This window comes from uncultured Psychroserpens sp. (genome assembly GCF_947492715.1).
Classification (GTDB): Bacteria; Bacteroidota; Bacteroidia; order Flavobacteriales; family Flavobacteriaceae; genus Psychroserpens.
In genome coordinates, this window is record NZ_CANLNS010000006.1 from 141,472 (window position 1) to 157,952 (window position 16,481).

13 protein-coding genes are annotated in these 16,481 nt (G+C 34.7%); 8 read left to right on the plus strand and 5 right to left on the minus strand.

The genetic code is table 11. From position 1 onward, the window contains the following. Positions 1–20 precede the first annotated feature (20 nt). A complete protein-coding gene (gene rpsL / locus Q0787_RS14955) occupies positions 21–395 on the minus strand; it encodes a 30S ribosomal protein S12 (RefSeq protein WP_008269190.1) in 375 nt (124 codons plus the stop codon). Between the two features lie 172 nt (positions 396–567). Between rpsL and Q0787_RS14960 the strand changes: the two genes are divergently transcribed. The 7 genes from Q0787_RS14960 (at position 568) to rlmB (ending at position 11,503) form a co-directional block, all read left to right on the plus strand. Beyond that, on the plus strand, positions 568–2,253 hold the full coding sequence (locus tag Q0787_RS14960) for a BamA/TamA family outer membrane protein (RefSeq protein ID WP_298903638.1): 1,686 nt from the start codon (positions 568–570) through the stop codon (positions 2,251–2,253). A 106-nt stretch (positions 2,254–2,359) separates the two neighbouring features. Continuing rightward, positions 2,360–5,449 carry a SusC/RagA family TonB-linked outer membrane protein gene (locus Q0787_RS14965; protein WP_298903639.1) on the plus strand — a complete coding sequence of 1,030 codons (3,090 nt, stop codon included), beginning with the start codon at positions 2,360–2,362 and terminating at the stop codon, positions 5,447–5,449. Between the two features lie 12 nt (positions 5,450–5,461). Further along, a complete protein-coding gene (locus Q0787_RS14970) occupies positions 5,462–6,982 on the plus strand; it encodes a SusD/RagB family nutrient-binding outer membrane lipoprotein (RefSeq protein ID WP_298903640.1) in 1,521 nt (506 codons plus the stop codon). A 12-nt stretch (positions 6,983–6,994) separates the two neighbouring features. Further along, positions 6,995–7,849, plus strand: a complete 855-nt coding sequence (locus tag Q0787_RS14975) for a hypothetical protein (RefSeq protein ID WP_298903641.1) — start codon at positions 6,995–6,997, stop codon at positions 7,847–7,849. Between the two features lie 13 nt (positions 7,850–7,862). Further along, positions 7,863–8,909 (plus strand): hypothetical protein, encoded by a 1,047-nt coding sequence (locus Q0787_RS14980; RefSeq protein ID WP_298903642.1) that lies wholly within the window; start codon positions 7,863–7,865, stop codon positions 8,907–8,909. 143 nt (positions 8,910–9,052) lie between these two features. Then, complete coding sequence (locus Q0787_RS14985) at positions 9,053–10,705, plus strand: aryl-sulfate sulfotransferase (protein ID WP_298903643.1); 1,653 nt, start codon at positions 9,053–9,055, stop codon at positions 10,703–10,705. 63 nt (positions 10,706–10,768) lie between these two features. Then, positions 10,769–11,503, plus strand: coding sequence for a 23S rRNA (guanosine(2251)-2'-O)-methyltransferase RlmB (gene rlmB, locus Q0787_RS14990; protein WP_298903644.1), 735 nt, complete (start codon positions 10,769–10,771; stop codon positions 11,501–11,503). On the opposite strand, the gene Q0787_RS14995 is transcribed toward rlmB, so the two are convergent. Further along, positions 11,500–12,249: a rhomboid family intramembrane serine protease gene (locus Q0787_RS14995; protein ID WP_298903645.1), complete on the minus strand. Its 750-nt coding sequence runs from the start codon at positions 12,247–12,249 to the stop codon at positions 11,500–11,502. The genes rlmB and Q0787_RS14995 overlap by 4 nt on opposite strands. 94 nt (positions 12,250–12,343) lie before the next feature. Here Q0787_RS14995 and Q0787_RS15000 point away from each other — a divergent pair, with 94 nt between their 5' ends. Further along, the gene (locus tag Q0787_RS15000; RefSeq protein WP_298903646.1) at positions 12,344–13,624 is read left to right on the plus strand and encodes a replication-associated recombination protein A; all 1,281 of its coding nucleotides are present in this window, start codon (positions 12,344–12,346) and stop codon (positions 13,622–13,624) included. Here the strand turns inward: Q0787_RS15000 and Q0787_RS15005 are convergent. Genes Q0787_RS15005 through Q0787_RS15015 form a run of 3 tightly spaced genes read right to left on the minus strand, consistent with a single transcriptional unit; the run spans position 13,621 to position 16,436 of the window. Beyond that, positions 13,621–14,466 carry a hypothetical protein gene (locus Q0787_RS15005; RefSeq protein ID WP_298903647.1) on the minus strand — a complete coding sequence of 282 codons (846 nt, stop codon included), beginning with the start codon at positions 14,464–14,466 and terminating at the stop codon, positions 13,621–13,623. The two genes, Q0787_RS15000 and Q0787_RS15005, sit on opposite strands and share 4 nt — an antisense overlap. Then, a complete protein-coding gene (locus tag Q0787_RS15010) occupies positions 14,459–15,871 on the minus strand; it encodes a DUF5723 family protein (RefSeq protein WP_298903648.1) in 1,413 nt (470 codons plus the stop codon). Before Q0787_RS15010 ends, Q0787_RS15005 begins: the two co-directional genes overlap by 8 nt. A 4-nt stretch (positions 15,872–15,875) precedes the next feature. After that, positions 15,876–16,436, minus strand: coding sequence for a hypothetical protein (locus Q0787_RS15015; RefSeq protein ID WP_298903649.1), 561 nt, complete (start codon positions 16,434–16,436; stop codon positions 15,876–15,878). Positions 16,437–16,481 lie beyond the last annotated feature (45 nt).

Sequence of the window (16,481 nt, forward strand, 5' to 3'; positions counted from 1 at the left end):
CTTCTTCTTAAAGTTTTAAATTACTTCTTAGGGCGTTTTGCTCCATACTTAGATCTACGTTGTGTTCTACCTGCAACACCTGCTGTGTCTAAGGCACCACGAACGATGTGATATCTAACTCCTGGCAAATCTTTTACCCTTCCACCTCTAACTAATACTATCGAGTGCTCTTGTAAATTGTGTCCTTCACCGCCGATGTATGCATTAACCTCGTTTCCGTTTGTTAAACGAACCCTTGCTACCTTACGCATTGCTGAGTTTGGTTTCTTAGGCGTCGTCGTGTAAACACGAGTACACACACCACGTCTTTGTGGACACGAATCTAGAGCAGCCGATTTACTCTTCTTAGTTATTTTGGCTCTTCCTTTTCGTACTAATTGTGAAATTGTTGGCATATATTACTATATATTTTTTATTAAACCCTCTCCTTAGAGGGCTGCAAAGGTAGAAATAAATATCAATAATTCAAATCCACAACGATTAATTTTAGAAAGTTTCTTAATTTATTTTCATTCGTGGATATTTTTACTGATATATTTCCGTTAGATTTGAAGAATATTTCTATTGATGCTGAGAAAAATTAGTCCTTTATTATTACTCCTATATATATTATGGTCAACAAAATTGTGTGCTCAAAATTTATATTTAAGCTCAGTTGGCAACACCGAAAAAGAAACCAAAACCATTGATTCTTTAGGATATAAAAAAACCTTTAGTGATTATCTGTCTTTAGAAAGCGAAGTCAAACAACTTCAAAAAAAGCTAACACAAATAGGGTATATAGAAAACGAATTACTTCATTTAAAAAAGCAGAACGACTCCTCATATCTTGCCAGTTTCAGTTTAAAAACAAAATACAAAACGATTACCGTTTTTCATAACAACCTAGTAGATCCTGCCATTTTAAAACTTACAGATTTTTTAGATGAGAATGCGCTTGTTATTCCAATTGCAAATCTCGAAAGCACGTTACAAATGATTAATACGGAAATAGCCAATCGCGGCAATCCGTTTAGTTCCTTAATAATTAAGGATATAAAAAAGATTGATAAGTATACGCTGTCTGGAGAACTATCTGTTTCTGAACCTAAATCAAGAACTACAGATAAAATTATTATTAAAGGCTATGAAAAGTTTCCAAAATCCTTTCTTAACCGTTACTTGAAAATTAAAACAAATGAAGTTTTTAGTTTAGCAAACATAAAAGACAAAACGGCGGTCTTAAATGATTTGGTGTTTGCAAATCAAATTAAAGACCCAGAAGTGCTTTTTACTCAAGACTCTACCATATTATATATGTATATAGAAAAAGCTAGAAGTAATACATTTGATGGTTTTTTAGGTTTTGGAACCAATGAGTCCACCAATAAAATTGAATTTGATGGGTACCTCGATTTAAACCTTACTAATAATCTTAATTATGGAGAGTCTTTAAAACTTCTATATAAAAGTGACGAAAATGATCAACAAACGTTTGATTTAAAACTAACAACTCCTTATATATTTAATTCGCCAGTAGGACTGGATCTAAATCTAAATATTTTCAAAAGAGACTCCTCCTTCCTAACGGTAAGTCAAACAGCAAAAATAAATTATCAAATTAATAGTAAACATATAATTTCAGCAGGAATTCAATCGGTGACATCAACAGATTTATTAGACATTCCAACAGCATCAATTACCGATTATGACTCTAATCAATACCTTATTAATTATACATTTACTAAACGACAACATTACGATCGTTTATTCCCAATAAACTTCTTATTCGATGTATCTTCTAGTTTTGGAAATCGGTCTTACGAGACTTTTGACGAAAAGCAATCTAATTTTTATATTAATACGTTTAAGATTTTCAATCTTAACGATAAGAATAGTTTCTACGGAAGAATAAATGCCAATTACTTGGTATCAGATACTTATTTAGAAAATGAATTACCCAGATTTGGAGGTATTAATTCTATTCGTGGTTTTGAAGAAAATAGTCTCATTGCAAATTTATATGCCGTACTTAATACGGAATACAGATATAAGTTAAACTCTACCATTTATGTGCATTCTGTAATAGATGCTGCCTACTTCGAAAATCAGATTTCAAATCAAAAAGAAAAACTTTTCGGATTCGGATTCGGATTCGGATTACTCACCAAAGCAGGCTTGTTTCGATTTAACTACACTAGTGGAAAAACAGAGCAAAGAAAATTCAGATTATCGGACTCAAAAATTCATTTAAGTTTAACAACTCAATTCTAATTTGAATGAATTCTTAAAAAAAATCAAAATTTTCTCACGGATTGATTGTTTCTTTAGCTTTTTATTATGAAATTTGGGCTAGACCAATTTTAATCAAATCAACAATATGAAAATAACGCTTAGTAAAGTGCTGACGCTTTTATTGCTGTTAGCTGTGCAACTTACGTTAGCACAAGAAAAAACCATTTCCGGAACTGTCGTAGACAATACCGGTTTGCCAATTCCCGGAGTTAATGTTTTAATAAAGGGAACGACAACCGGAACACAAACAGACTTTGACGGAAATTATAATGTAAATGCCAATGTAGGAGCTATCTTGGTGTTTTCATACGTCGGTTTAAAAACTCAGGAAATCACAGTAGGTGATCCTAATGTCATTAATGTAACAATGTTAGAAGATGCTGAATCTTTAGACGAAGTTATTGTAACTGCTGTAGGTATTAAAAGAAAACCTGATGAAATTACCACAGCCTATGAAAATTTAAAAGCAGACGAGATTAACGCTGCCAACAACCCAGATGCCGTACAAGCTCTTGCTGGTAAAGTTTCTGGTTTACAAATTAACACCATCAATACTGGTGTGACGCCTAACACTCAAATACGATTAAGAGGTACAAAATCTTTATCTGGAGATAATGCGGCGCTTGTAGTAATTGACAATGTGATTTCATCGGCAACGATCTTTTCTAATTTAGATCCAGACATCATCGATAACGTCACAATATTAAAAGGACCTAATGGTGCAGCATTATACGGTTCTAGAGGTGGTAACGGTGTTATTGTTGTCACAACAAAAAAAGGAACTAAAGAAGGTGGAAAAGTAACCGTTGGTGTTAACTCATCAGTTACTTTTGAAGATATTGCTTTTTTACCTCAGCTTCAAGATCGTTACGGTAAAGGATATTGGGGAGAAATAGATGCTATTGATCAAGGATCTTGGGGACCAGAATATGATGGTTCTATTCAACCCGTAGGATTACCTTTCCCAACATTCACAGATTTTAGAGATGAAGTTTATGAATTTAAGAAAGAGAATATAAGACCATTCTTTGACACAGGTATTACGCTACAAAATACAGTTACTGTAAGTGGTGGTGATGCTGAAGGTTACTTCACTTTCTCTGGTAACAAAAGACAAACTGAAGGTATTATTCCTGATGATGAGTACGTAAAGGATTTCTTTAACCTTAATGCAGGTAAAACTTTTGGTAAATTATCAGTAAGTGGTATTGCTAGGTTTATTAAAGAAAGAACAGATGTTGTATCTGGCTATTCTGGTGGTACATTATATGGTAACTTATCACAATTACCTAGTGATGTTGATATTGAAACATTCAGCTCAGGTGATAATGGCGATCACTGGACAGCTTTTGGCGATAGTCCATACTGGATTCAAAATAATTCGAGACGATCTACAAGACAGTTTACAAGTGATTTAAGTGGTGAAATTTCTTATCAATTTAACGATAACATTAGTTCTTTAATCAGAGCCAATGCCGTTAATTCGAGTTATGACTTTACAGATTACACTAACGCTTATACCGCAACATTTACAATTACAGGTGATGGTAGAAATATACAATCGGCGTTACAATTACAAGGTGGTAGATCTAGTAGATTTTATGTGGATTTCATTAATAATTTCAACTACACCCTTACAGATGATATAGAAATGAAATCATTATTAGGTGTTAACTTTACTGAAAGAAAAACATACTTCTTAGATACTCAAGGTAATGATCTTACAATTCCTGGATTGTATACAGCGAGTAACATTTCAAGTGGTATTCAAATTACAGATAATAGAACAATCTCTAGGCAGAATGCAATATTTGCTAATATCGATTTAAGCTATAAAGATTTCTTATTCCTAAACTTAACAGGTAGAGGTGAATGGAACTCTGTATTAGAGTCACCAACAGTAGATGATACATTCTTCTTCTATCCATCAATTGGTGCATCATTTATACCAACAAAAGCGTTCCCAGAAATTAAGAGCGATATTTTACATAGAGCAAAAGTTTCTGCTGGTTATGTAAGAGTTGGTAATGTTGGAGCATTAACACCGCATAGATTATTCGAAATAGGTGTTCAAGGTGCAGGATTCCCGTTTGCAGGTGGTGTTAACTCATTTTTAAGCCCAACTGGAACTGCCGTTGCAGGTATTAAACCAGAATTTGTTTCTACTTTTGAAACCAATCTTAATTTAGAGTTTTTAAATAGAGGTGGTAAACCAAGACTTACACTTGACGCTTCCGCTTCTTTTTATACTAATACCGATCAAATATTAAATACAGCAGTGTCTAGTTCTTCTGGTGCTACATCGTCTATCGTTAATATTGGTAAAACCGAAACAGATGCCTTTGAAATTGATTTAGGGTTTACACCTATCAAAACAGAAGACTTTGAATGGAATGGTAATATTGGATTTAGTACATCGAAAACAACGGTTGTAAAAGTTTCTGATGATTCTAATTCGCTTCCAATATTTGCAGGAGGTTTACCAAATCTTTACGCAATTGAAGGTCAAGAATTTCCAGTAATTCAAGGTAGTGCTTACCAGAGAGATGATCAAGGACGTGTGATTGTAGATGCCAATGGTGTGCCTCAATCGGATCCTTTAAAAATTCTAGGAACTACAACTCCAGATTATATATTAAATTTCGCAACTGAATTTAAGTACAAAGGGTTTAGATTATCTGCTACAGCCGATTTCAGAACAGGTCATGTATTTTATTCTCCAATTTTTAATAACCTAACTGGTCAAGGTCGTTCATTTATTACTGCTGAAAATGGAAGAGGACATTTTATCTTTCCTAATTCAACAGTACAAGGAACAGGAACAGACAATACAACCGTATTAACTGGTCCTTCTTATGGTGGACCAACTCCATATGCACAGTACCAATCTTTTGTTCAAAGTGGTGATTTTACTGGTGTAGATGAAAATTTCATCTTAGATGCTACAGCGTTTAAACTTAGAGAAATTTCTATAGGATATACTGTACCTGCAAAGTATCTTGAAAAGACCTTTATTCAAGGTTTATCATTAGGAGTTAGTGGAAGAAACTTAGTAAATGTTTTACCTAGAGAAAACAGACGCTATAATGATCCAGAAATTGGACAAGGACTAGGAGGTTTTGGACAAACACCTCCAACAAAATTTTATGCTATGAATATTAACTTAACATTTTAAACACTGATAACTATGAAAACATATATAAAACTCTTCGGATTGTTATTGGCATTTGGAATGCTAACACAATCTTGTGAAAATGTATCAGTCAATGAGAATCCAAACGGTGTTATTGTAGATGAATTATTACCTGAGGTAGTAATGCCTGGTGCGCAAGTGAGGCCATCGGCTTTATTGATGTCGCGTATGAACCAATTAGGGAATACTATGATTGCTACTTGGTCAGGAAATGCACAACAAATACAAGCGCCATACTTCGTTGAATTTTCTCAACAAGTAACAGCAGATTTTTACGATGATATTTGGGATGGTCTATACATTAGAACTGGAAACCTTTCTAACATTATTGATTACGAAGGTGAAACCAATTATGATTACTACCAAGCAGCTGCGAAAATATTAAAGTCGTTTTACTTTCAATATTTAGTTGACACCTATGGTGATATTCCGTATTCTGAAGCTCATAAACGTGGAGCAAATCTTTTCCCGAAATATGACGCTCAAGCAGAAGTCTATAGAGCTTTAGTAGATCAAATAGATAGCGCTATTAACCAAATAGATAATACCGATATGTCTACTGTTGTAAATATGGGCGGTAATGATGTTATGCTTAATGGTAACATGGACCTATGGAAACGTTTTGGTAATACCGTTAAATTAAGGTTGCTAGTACGTCTTATGAATCTTGCAGATCAAGATGGAGCAACACAATCTTACCTTCAGGAAGAATTTGCTAGTTTAAATGGCGGTTCTGGCTTTATTGGATTAGGTGAAGATATCACTATAAATCCTGGTTATACAGATGAGAACGGTAAATCAAATCCATTCGCTGCAACATACGGATTTAACCCTGGTGAATTTGGTCAAACTGGTAGTGAATTGTTTGGTAATACCGCTACGGGACCAACAACCTTCTTAGTAGAATTATTAAACGGAACGTCCAATGGTGTGTCTGATGCTAGATTATCTAGACTTTACGAAGTAAGAGGTGGACAAGCCACTATTCAAGGTAACACCCAAGGTGGTGAAGGGCAACCTTCTAAAATAGGACAAGGTCTATTGAGTTCTGCTGTTCAAGATGGTATTATTATGACTGCTGCAGAATCTTTATTCTTGCAAGCAGAAGCTACACATCGTGGTTACTTATCTGGAGGCGCAAGTGCGAAATCATTATTTCAAGATGGCATTACCGCTTCATTTAATAGATTAGGTGCTAACCTAGGAACTTATTTAACAGATTCTGATAATGTTAACGGTATCGGATGGGATGGTACTGCCGATAAAGTTGAGGCCATTGTTACTCAAAAATGGATTGCACTTGGTGGTACTAACGGATTAGAAACTTGGATCGAGTTCAACAGAACCGGATACCCAAGTAATATGCCATTACCAGATATTGCTAGTCAAGCAACTCAACCTAAGCGTATGCTCTACCCTACTTCAGAATATGTAGGTAATACAGCTAACGTTTCTGAATATGGACAAACGAATGCTTCGGCATTTAATACCAGTATTTTCTGGGATGTAAACTAAAAAAATTGAAAGATGAAAAAATTTAAACTTTTATTATTTGCAATTCCACTTTTAACATTTTCATGTTTAGTGGATGACGATGCTCTTCAAATAGAGGAAGACCTTTCCAACACACCTTTTGTTGTTGGATTTAATAATAGCTCTGCTGGTCCTGCTTTTTTAACTGACGGACAAGTAAATCTATTTAGTGAAAATATTGTTTTATTTGGTGGAAATGATTTTTCAACAAATCCAAGTATTACAGTAAACTTTGAAGTCGATCAAAGTTCAACTGCCGTTGCTGGAACCGATTTTGATTTTGTAAACCCGTCTCAGTCAGTAACGATTGATGCAGACAGAGAATTTGCAAAACTGGATATCAATTTCTACTCAGATGTTATAGATGTTGACAATCCGAAAACATTGATATTAAATATTACTTCAGCTACTAATGGTGAAGTTGCAGATGAATTTAGAACATTAGTAATTACTATTAATGGTATTTGTTTTTCAGATATTGGAGGTATGTACAGCGTAACAACTACATATGGATATCATGATTTCTTACCAGCTTACAATCCTCAAACTACCGATATAGAAATTGAGGCCTTAGGTGATGGTATGTATCGTGTATTTGATATGTCTAGCGGTTTGTATAGCTCAGGACCATATGCAGATGCTTATGGTACAGGCCCAACGAGCTTCGATGTTGTTTTTACAGAAAATTGCGGTGAAATATCTTGGGTAGACCAAAATGATCCTTGGGGATTAGTTATTCCTTTAGAAGGAGGCGTTAATTCTGTTGATCCAGATACAGGTGTTGTCACCATATCATGGTTCTGCGAAGGCTATGGCGAAAACGGAGTTTCAGTTTATACACCACTTTAATACTTTGAATAACATGAAAAATATACATAAAAAAATAAGTTACTCTTTAGTTGTTGTATTTCTATTAGGTCTTGTCTCATTTTCATGTGAAAATGATGATTCAATTCCTAGAAGAGGAAAACCAGAACTAAGATTGGCGAACAATTCAGTTACAGTAACTGAAGGAGAAACTGCAGTCTTCAATATAGACGTAGAATACCCAGTTTCAGAAAAAATAGATATCAGGATTGATATTTTAGACGCAGATGGAAATCCAGTACCGACAGCAAACCCTACAGATGGGGATCCTACTACAGGTAACGGTTTCTTAGACAGAATTCAATTTGAATCTATTGAAGTACCTTATCCTACATGGTTTGAATCTGGTTGGTTCCAGTATGGATATTTGGGCGGAACAGGATACGTAGCATCCTTCCCTCCTTTTACTGAAGCTATCGAGCTAAATATTGAAACTATTCAAGATTTCATTCCTGAAGGTGCAACAACAGTTAATTTAAGATTAACAGCTACATCTTTAATGGAAGCAACTATCGAAGAAGATATTAGTATTACTATTAACGACTTTGTTGGAAACGACCTAGTAGCTCGATTAAATTGGGCTGGAGATTACCTCGAAAGCGGTGCTGATCCTTGTGATATAGATAATGGGTTAGACTTAGATTTAGAATTAATCTATGGTGGTGCTTATATTCAAACTAGTTATAACGACTGTCCTGAAGAATTAACTATTCTAGGTTCTGACGCTGATGGTACTTATATCATTGATGCAAGTTTCTGGACTGCCAACGGTAACTCGGCTACAGATAATAGCAATGTTCCAGCTTCTATAGATTTTATGAAAGCAGGTGTATTTGTAGAATCTGTTGATTTATCGTCTTTATTTCCACTAAATGATGGTGGACTTAATGATGGGAACGGTAATGCAATTACATCGTTTACTATAGAAAAAGCAGGAAATACATTTACAATTACTGATAGTAATGATACGCAAATTGCTCAAGGACGTTTTTCTGATCACAGAATGACGATCAACGAAAAACGAGCATTAAAGAATAGATAATTTAATATATCTATACATTAAAAAAAGTCACCTAAATTTAGGTGGCTTTTTTTTGTTAAATATGGCTTGTCTTAACTATTTTTGCCTTTTAAATGTTAGGTTTACAAAAAAAACAGCACTAACCGTTTATCAAATCAATTGCTATGATAAGAAAACTACTCGTCTCTCTTACCTTACTCTTTTATTTTAATTCATCTGCTCAAAACACTTTAGGAACTACATTTATTACAGAAGATGTTTTCGAAGCATTTACCCTTTATACCGTAAATACAAAATCGTATTTATTAAATAATTGTGGAGAAGTCATTAACGAATGGACCAGCGCTTACCTGCCTGGCAATGCCGTATATTTATTACCCAATGGAAATTTACTCAGAGCTGGGCGGCTTGCAGATGGCTCTAGTGATATTTCATTAGGTGGTCAAGGTGGTATTATAGAACTCTATAATTGGGATGGAGATTTACTATGGTCTTATGTCTATAATACAAATACATTTAGACAACATCATGATGTCTTTCCTATGCCTAACGGAAATGTATTAATTCTTGCAGTAAAAACAATTACAGATACCGAAGCTATTGACGAAGGAAGAAACCCTGCTTTATTAGCTGACACACGCCTCTACATGGAGGAAATTTTTGAAGTGGAACCTGTTGGTACCAATCAGGCGAATGTGGTTTGGGAATGGAATATAAAAGATCACTTAATTCAAGATTTTGATAACACAAAAGCTAATTTCGGGGATGTTTCAGCCAACCCTGGAAAAATGGATATCAACTTTTTAAATGGAGGTTCTGGTGGTGAAAATTGGTTACATTTTAATTCTATTCAGTATTATGAAAATTTCGATCAAATTGTAATTAGTTCTAGAAACCTCAGTGAAGTTTTAATTATAGATCATTCTACAACGACAGCAGAGGCTGCCACAAGTTCAGGAGGAAATTCAGGAAGAGGTGGAGATTTCGTATATCGATGGGGAAACCCTCAATCGTACCAACAAGGAACGGCTACAGATCGTATATTATACGGACAGCATTATCCGCATTATATTGCAGATGGCCTAACCGATGAAGGGAAAATAATTTTGTTTAATAATGGCAATGGAAGAGAACCTAATTTCTCTGAAGTTTTAATTATAGATCCTCCTGTTTCTGACACTGGTATCTATTCTTACACGCCAGATACAGCTTATGGGCCATTAGCAGCAGATTATACATATTCCGATTTACCAGCCGATCCTACCGCAGATTCTGATTTTTATTCTGCAATTGTGAGTAGTGCACAACGACTGCCTAACGGAAACACACTTATTTGTGAAGGTCGAACTGGAGAAATTTTTGAAATTGATGCGAGTGATACGATTGTATGGGAATATCAAAACCCAATAAGCAATGCCGACGGAACATCATATATTCAAGGTGAGGCACCACCAGTTAACGGGCTTGTTTTTAGAGCTATTAAATATGCTCCTGATTACCCTGCATTTGTTGGTAGAGACCTAACACCTGGAGCTCCATTAGAACAAAACCCAGATCTTACGGCTTGTTTCAATTTAAGTGTAGATGATTTTGAAATTACTGAAATATCAATACATCCTAATCCAGCAACAGATTACATCAATGTAACATCAACTAGCAATATAGATAAAATTGAACTCTATTCGGTTTTAGGTAAAAAAGTACACGAAGTAAACGATGTTGATACTATGAACCTTTCAAATTTTAATTCTGGAATATATTTCGTTCGATTATATTCTGGCAATAATAGTATCAGTAAAAAAATAATAAAGCAATAAACTTGCTTTACATATATTAAAAACCATTCTATTTTTAGAGTGGTTTTTTTATACCTTTGAACCATGGAAAAAGAAACCACCATTTTTGGTATACGTGCTGTAATTGAGGCCATAAAGTCTGGAGAAAATATTGATAAAATTTTTTTACAAAAAGGATTACGAGGTGAGTTATTTACAGAGCTAGAACAACTGTTAAAAAAGGAGCGTTTAAATAGTTCTTACGTTCCAGTTGAAAAGCTCAATCGTTTATCTAAAAAAAATCATCAAGGTGTTATTGCTCAAATTGCTCCTATTTCATTTTATGATATTGAAAATTTAGTAATGAACGTTATCGAATCTGGAAAAACGCCACTCTTTTTATTATTGGATCAACTTAGTGACGTTCGTAATTTTGGTGCTATTGTTCGTACCGCCGAATGCACAGGTGTTTCTGGTATAATCATTCAAAAGAAAGGTGGTGCTCCCGTAAACGGAGACGCCATCAAAACCAGTGCTGGTGCGCTTTTCAAAATGCCTATTTGTAAGGTAGACCATATTAAAGATGCCGTATTTTATATGCAAGCCAGTGGTATTAAAGTTATTGCTGCTACCGAAAAGACAGATCATACAATTTATGACGTTTCATTTAAAGAACCTTGTGCAATTATTATGGGGTCTGAGGGTAGAGGCATTAATCCTTCAGTGCTTAAAATAGCAGATGATAAAGCGAAACTTCCACTTTTAGGTGATATTGAGTCGCTAAATGTTTCTGTAGCTTGTGGTGCATTTTTATACGAGGCCGTTAGACAACGTCTTTAATCGTTATTCTTTTTAAATGTATACGTAATCGATGGCTTCTCGTTTTCTTCGGAAATAGCCTCCTCCTCTACTTCTGGCTCTAAATTTTCAATAAAGTTTCCGTTTTCATCGAAATGTTTCAAAAAGGGATCATCCTCTTCATTATAATCTGGTTGTTGCCAAACGTAACGTTCAGGCTTAGCAATAGCTTTTCTAAAAATAACGGCAAAAATGAAACCTGAAATAAGACCTCCAAGATGTCCTTCCCATGACATACCATCTTTTACAGGAAATGCGTACCAAATCATACTTCCGTAGAGAAAAATGATAATAAGAGATAAGGCAACAAGTCTAAAGTGTCTTGCAAATATGCCTTTAAAAAAAATAAAACTTACTAGCACATACACCAATCCACTTGCCCCAATATGGTTTGCTGGTCTACCAATAACCCACGTAAACAACCCAGAAAGTACAATGCCAAAAAACAAGACTTTCCATGATATCTTCCTATAGAAGTAAAATAAGGCTACAGACAAGATAAACAATGGAATACTATTATGATACAGATGCTCTATATCTGCATGAATAAACGGACTTGTAAAAATGCCTAGCAAACCTTCTAATTCTTGAGGGTAAACTCCCATGCGTTTAATAGATGGAAAAAAGCGGACTTGCAACCAAAATACGATCCAAATGGAAAGCACGAAAGCAATAGGATAGGCAATAACTCCCGTAGAATATTTAAAATGTTGTTGGTTATTACTCATAGCCATGATCTAATTTAAAACTTTAATATCAAAATACTGTCCATTTATTAAAACTATGAAATATTGTCACCTCTGTTTTTTGTAATTTTACATTATGAATGAACCTCTAGCAGAACGATTAAGGCCACAAACTCTTGATGATTATTTAAGTCAGTCGCATTTAGTTGGCAAAACTGGCGTTTTAACCCAACAATTAAATCAAGGTGTTATTGCATCAATGATTTTCTGGGGACCTCCAGGGACGGGAAAAACAACACTTGCCAATATCGTTGCTAATGAATCTCAACGTCCTTTTTATACTTTAAGTGCCATCAACTCAGGTGTTAAAGATATTAGAGAGGTTATAGACAAAGCCAAGCAAAGTGGTGGTTTGTTTACTACCAAGAATCCCATTTTATTTATTGATGAAATCCATCGTTTTAGTAAGTCGCAGCAAGATTCTTTATTACAAGCAGTAGAAAAAGGCTGGGTGACTTTAATTGGTGCTACAACTGAAAATCCAAGTTTTGAAGTTATTCCTGCCCTATTATCGCGATGTCAGGTTTATATTTTAAACTCTTTCGAAAAAAGTGATCTAGAAGCCTTATTGCATCGTGCACTGAAAGAAGATAATCTTTTATCAAAACGAAATATTACGCTTAAAGAAACCGAAGCCTTAATAAGACTATCTGGCGGCGATGCTAGAAAACTATTAAATATTTTTGAGCTTATTGTTACTTCTTTTGATGAAAAAGAGGCCATTGTCATTACAAATGATGTCGTTTCTAAACGCGTACAAAGCAATACTGTACGTTATGACAAAACAGGCGACCAACATTATGATATTATTTCGGCATTTATAAAATCTATACGAGGTAGTGATCCAAATGCCGCTGTGTATTGGTTAGCTCGCATGATAGAAGGTGGTGAAGATGTTAAGTTTATAGCACGACGATTACTTATCTTGGCGAGTGAAGACATTGGTAATGCTAACCCTACAGCTTTGGTTATAGCTAATAACGCATTTCAGGCTGTTTCTGTTATTGGTTACCCAGAGTCTCGGATTATCTTAAGTCAGTGTACAACCTATCTCGCTACATCTCCTAAGAGTAATGCAGCCTATGAAGCGATTGGAAAAGCCCAACAATTGGTAAAAGAAACTGGTGACCTCTCTGTACCATTATCTATTAGAAATGCACCTACAAAATTGATGAAAGAATTGGGTTATGGAGATAATTATCAATACGCACATAAATACGAGAACAACTTTGTTCCGCATGAATTTTTACCAGAAGAAATTAAAAACACAACGCTCTATAAGCCTGGAAACAACGCGCGAGAAAATGCCCAACGCGAATTTTTAAAATCGCGGTGGAGAGGTAAATATGATTATTAAAATTTCAGATTAATTTTTTTAACACGAAGACGGTTTCCATCATTTTCGGCATAAACCCATCCGCTTTCATTTCTATAAACAACAGCATCTTTGCCCTGAACAATATACATATCGGGAGAACCAGAGTACAATAACATCATGACCTTCTTAGGCTCTGTATCTACAATTTGAAATCCATTGTCAATAGGTTGCGCATATAATATGTCTTTTTTATCCACCACTTCGGAAGTAATAACAGGCTCCTCCTCCTCTTCGATGATTTCAATTTCATCAGGAATTTTAACCTTCTCATCAGCTGCTTTGATTTCAGATTCTACGACTTCAAGTGTTTCTTTACTATCAACTTTAGTTTCGGCCGCTTTTTCTTTCACAGCTTCAACGTTAGTTGTTTTGCTTTCTGAACTTCCGTTATACTTATAATCAAAGTCTTGATACGTAATAAAAGCATCTCTAGTAGCCTTAGTATACGCTTTTTTATAGTTCTTAATTTTAGTAATACCTATTACAGATGTTGCAACGGTGTTATTTTTACAATCCACCAAATCGATCTGAATTTTAGTTACTAGAAACCCACCTTTTACATCCTTTAAAATAGCTTTGAGTGCCATACAGTTGTCTGCTCCTAAATCACTAGGAAACTCATCACTTTGCAAATATGCTTGATAACCATGTTTGTTAAACAAAAATTTGGTTAAGGAGTTCAATTGATATTGATCTTCAGATTTTTGAAAATCATACTGTGTAGGAACAATAATATATTTATAGTTATTAATCGCATCTTGAGCGTAAGTACCAAACTGAAATATAAAGCTAAAGGCAATAAAAAAAAGTATTCTATTCATCTGAATCAAAAATTAGGTTTATTCCGAATTGTAAAGATACACTTTGTGCTCTAGAAATATTTTGCAATTCGGATAAATTATTACCCATGAAGTACATATTAAAACTACCGATATGAAAAGAAGCTCCTAAACCTATGTTATGGTAAGAAAAATCATCCACTGTATAGGTGAGTTTAAGTCTTAAAAAATCAAATAACCTGCGGTAGTAAAATGCTGTAGCCGCAAACTGAGGTTGCCTTGGTCTAAATATTGAAAATAATTGCAAACCTACGGCATTTTGATAAGGCTTTTTCCCTGCGTAACAATCACAATCTTCCCCATTCTCCTTTCCAAAATTATAACGATAAGATGCATTGAATTTTGTTGAACGCCATGTTACATAATTACCTTTTAGTGTATCTATTTTTATATTTTCGTCAAACTCATCTTCCAAATTTTGCCAATATGGCGTTGTTCCTTCGGCATTAATTAAAGGCGGAAACACGAGCTCAACTCCTTCTGTTGTATAACTTCCATTGAGATGATACGTTTCGACATCTTTAGTATGAAAAACAGCACCTAGATCTAACAAGCTACCAGTAATGACATGTTGTTCTTTGGGTTGATATGTAAACCCTACATCAACACCTAAGCCTAAATTACCACCTAGAAAAACGCGTTTTCTAAGCGTTTTTATATCCTCTTTAATATCAGAATTATCATCAGCCAAGAGGGAAGCAATTCCTGAGGTCTGCGCTTTTCCATCCAAAAACTGAAACACGTGTTCATATACATTATCGCCTGTTGTACTTGGACGCGTTGTAAATGTTCCAGAGTTATTTGTACTGTTTACATTTGCAATACTTGAATACAACTTTGCTCTGGCTCCAATGGTTAATTTTTTGCTTACTTGCTTGTTGATTCCAAAATGAAACACAGATAAAACCTCCCCTTTAAAACTCACATCTCCTAAGGAAAATGATTGTCCAATATAATCTGCATTTCCATCCCAAAGTAAAATTGCAAGATCTTTAGGGAAATATGCAATGATATCGGCCTCCTCATATATACCATATGAAAAATATGTGGTTTCATTTTTTCTCCATCCACCATTAATAACCTCTAACTGCTGGTTAAGTGTAAAATAATCTCTTTTAGAGAGAAAAAAAATGGCGTTTCTAATTTTCGTATTAATATTTACACCATCGTCTTTAAAAATATCATAAGCCGAAATACCTGAGCTACCAACATTTAAGTGAAATTGTGATAATAAAGGGATTCCAAAGTGCTTGTCAAAAGATACGAGAGCACCTGGATTTTGATTTAACGTTTGAGGCAGGTCATTAAAATCATACAATAGCTCTTTGTTCTGGCCAATTGCCAATACTGAAAGCAATAATGCTATGTAGGTTATTTTTAGACGCATTCATTTATAATTCGAAATAAAAAGTGGCCTTAGATTCCAATTTCAATGATCCTAAAGTTGTAGCATCAATGGGATTGGTACTTGCTGGCAATGTTATCCTGTAGATTAACTTTGTAGCTTCTTCAAAAGTACTGAGTTCTGGTTCTTCGATTAAAAAACTAGAAGTTACCTCTATAGGTGCGTCATATTGACCAGAAGGCACATCAATTTGAGCTAAATAGCGCTGTTCATCGGCATCAGTAACAAAAACTAAATCGATATTAAAATTTCGATCTATGCTATTGGTAAATTCAAAGGTTAATTCAGTTTTGGCGAGTTGATCAACAAAAAAGTCTGAATTGATATATTCAAGTCGTGTTGTATCTGTTAAAATTAAGACCTCATCTTGAGTAACATCATCAACAAAGCTAGGCCCTTCGAGGTTAGAAAAAATTAAACTGGCTTCAAAAACTGGAGTCGGTAAGATGTTCTCAGCTTGGTCAAAATCTACATCACTCACGCAAGAAGAGCATAGAAGAATACTTGCTATTATAGTAACTAACAATAAGAACTTAGGCTTTTTCATAATGACTTAGGCTTAGTACTTAAACGAAAATCCCGACAGTTAAGT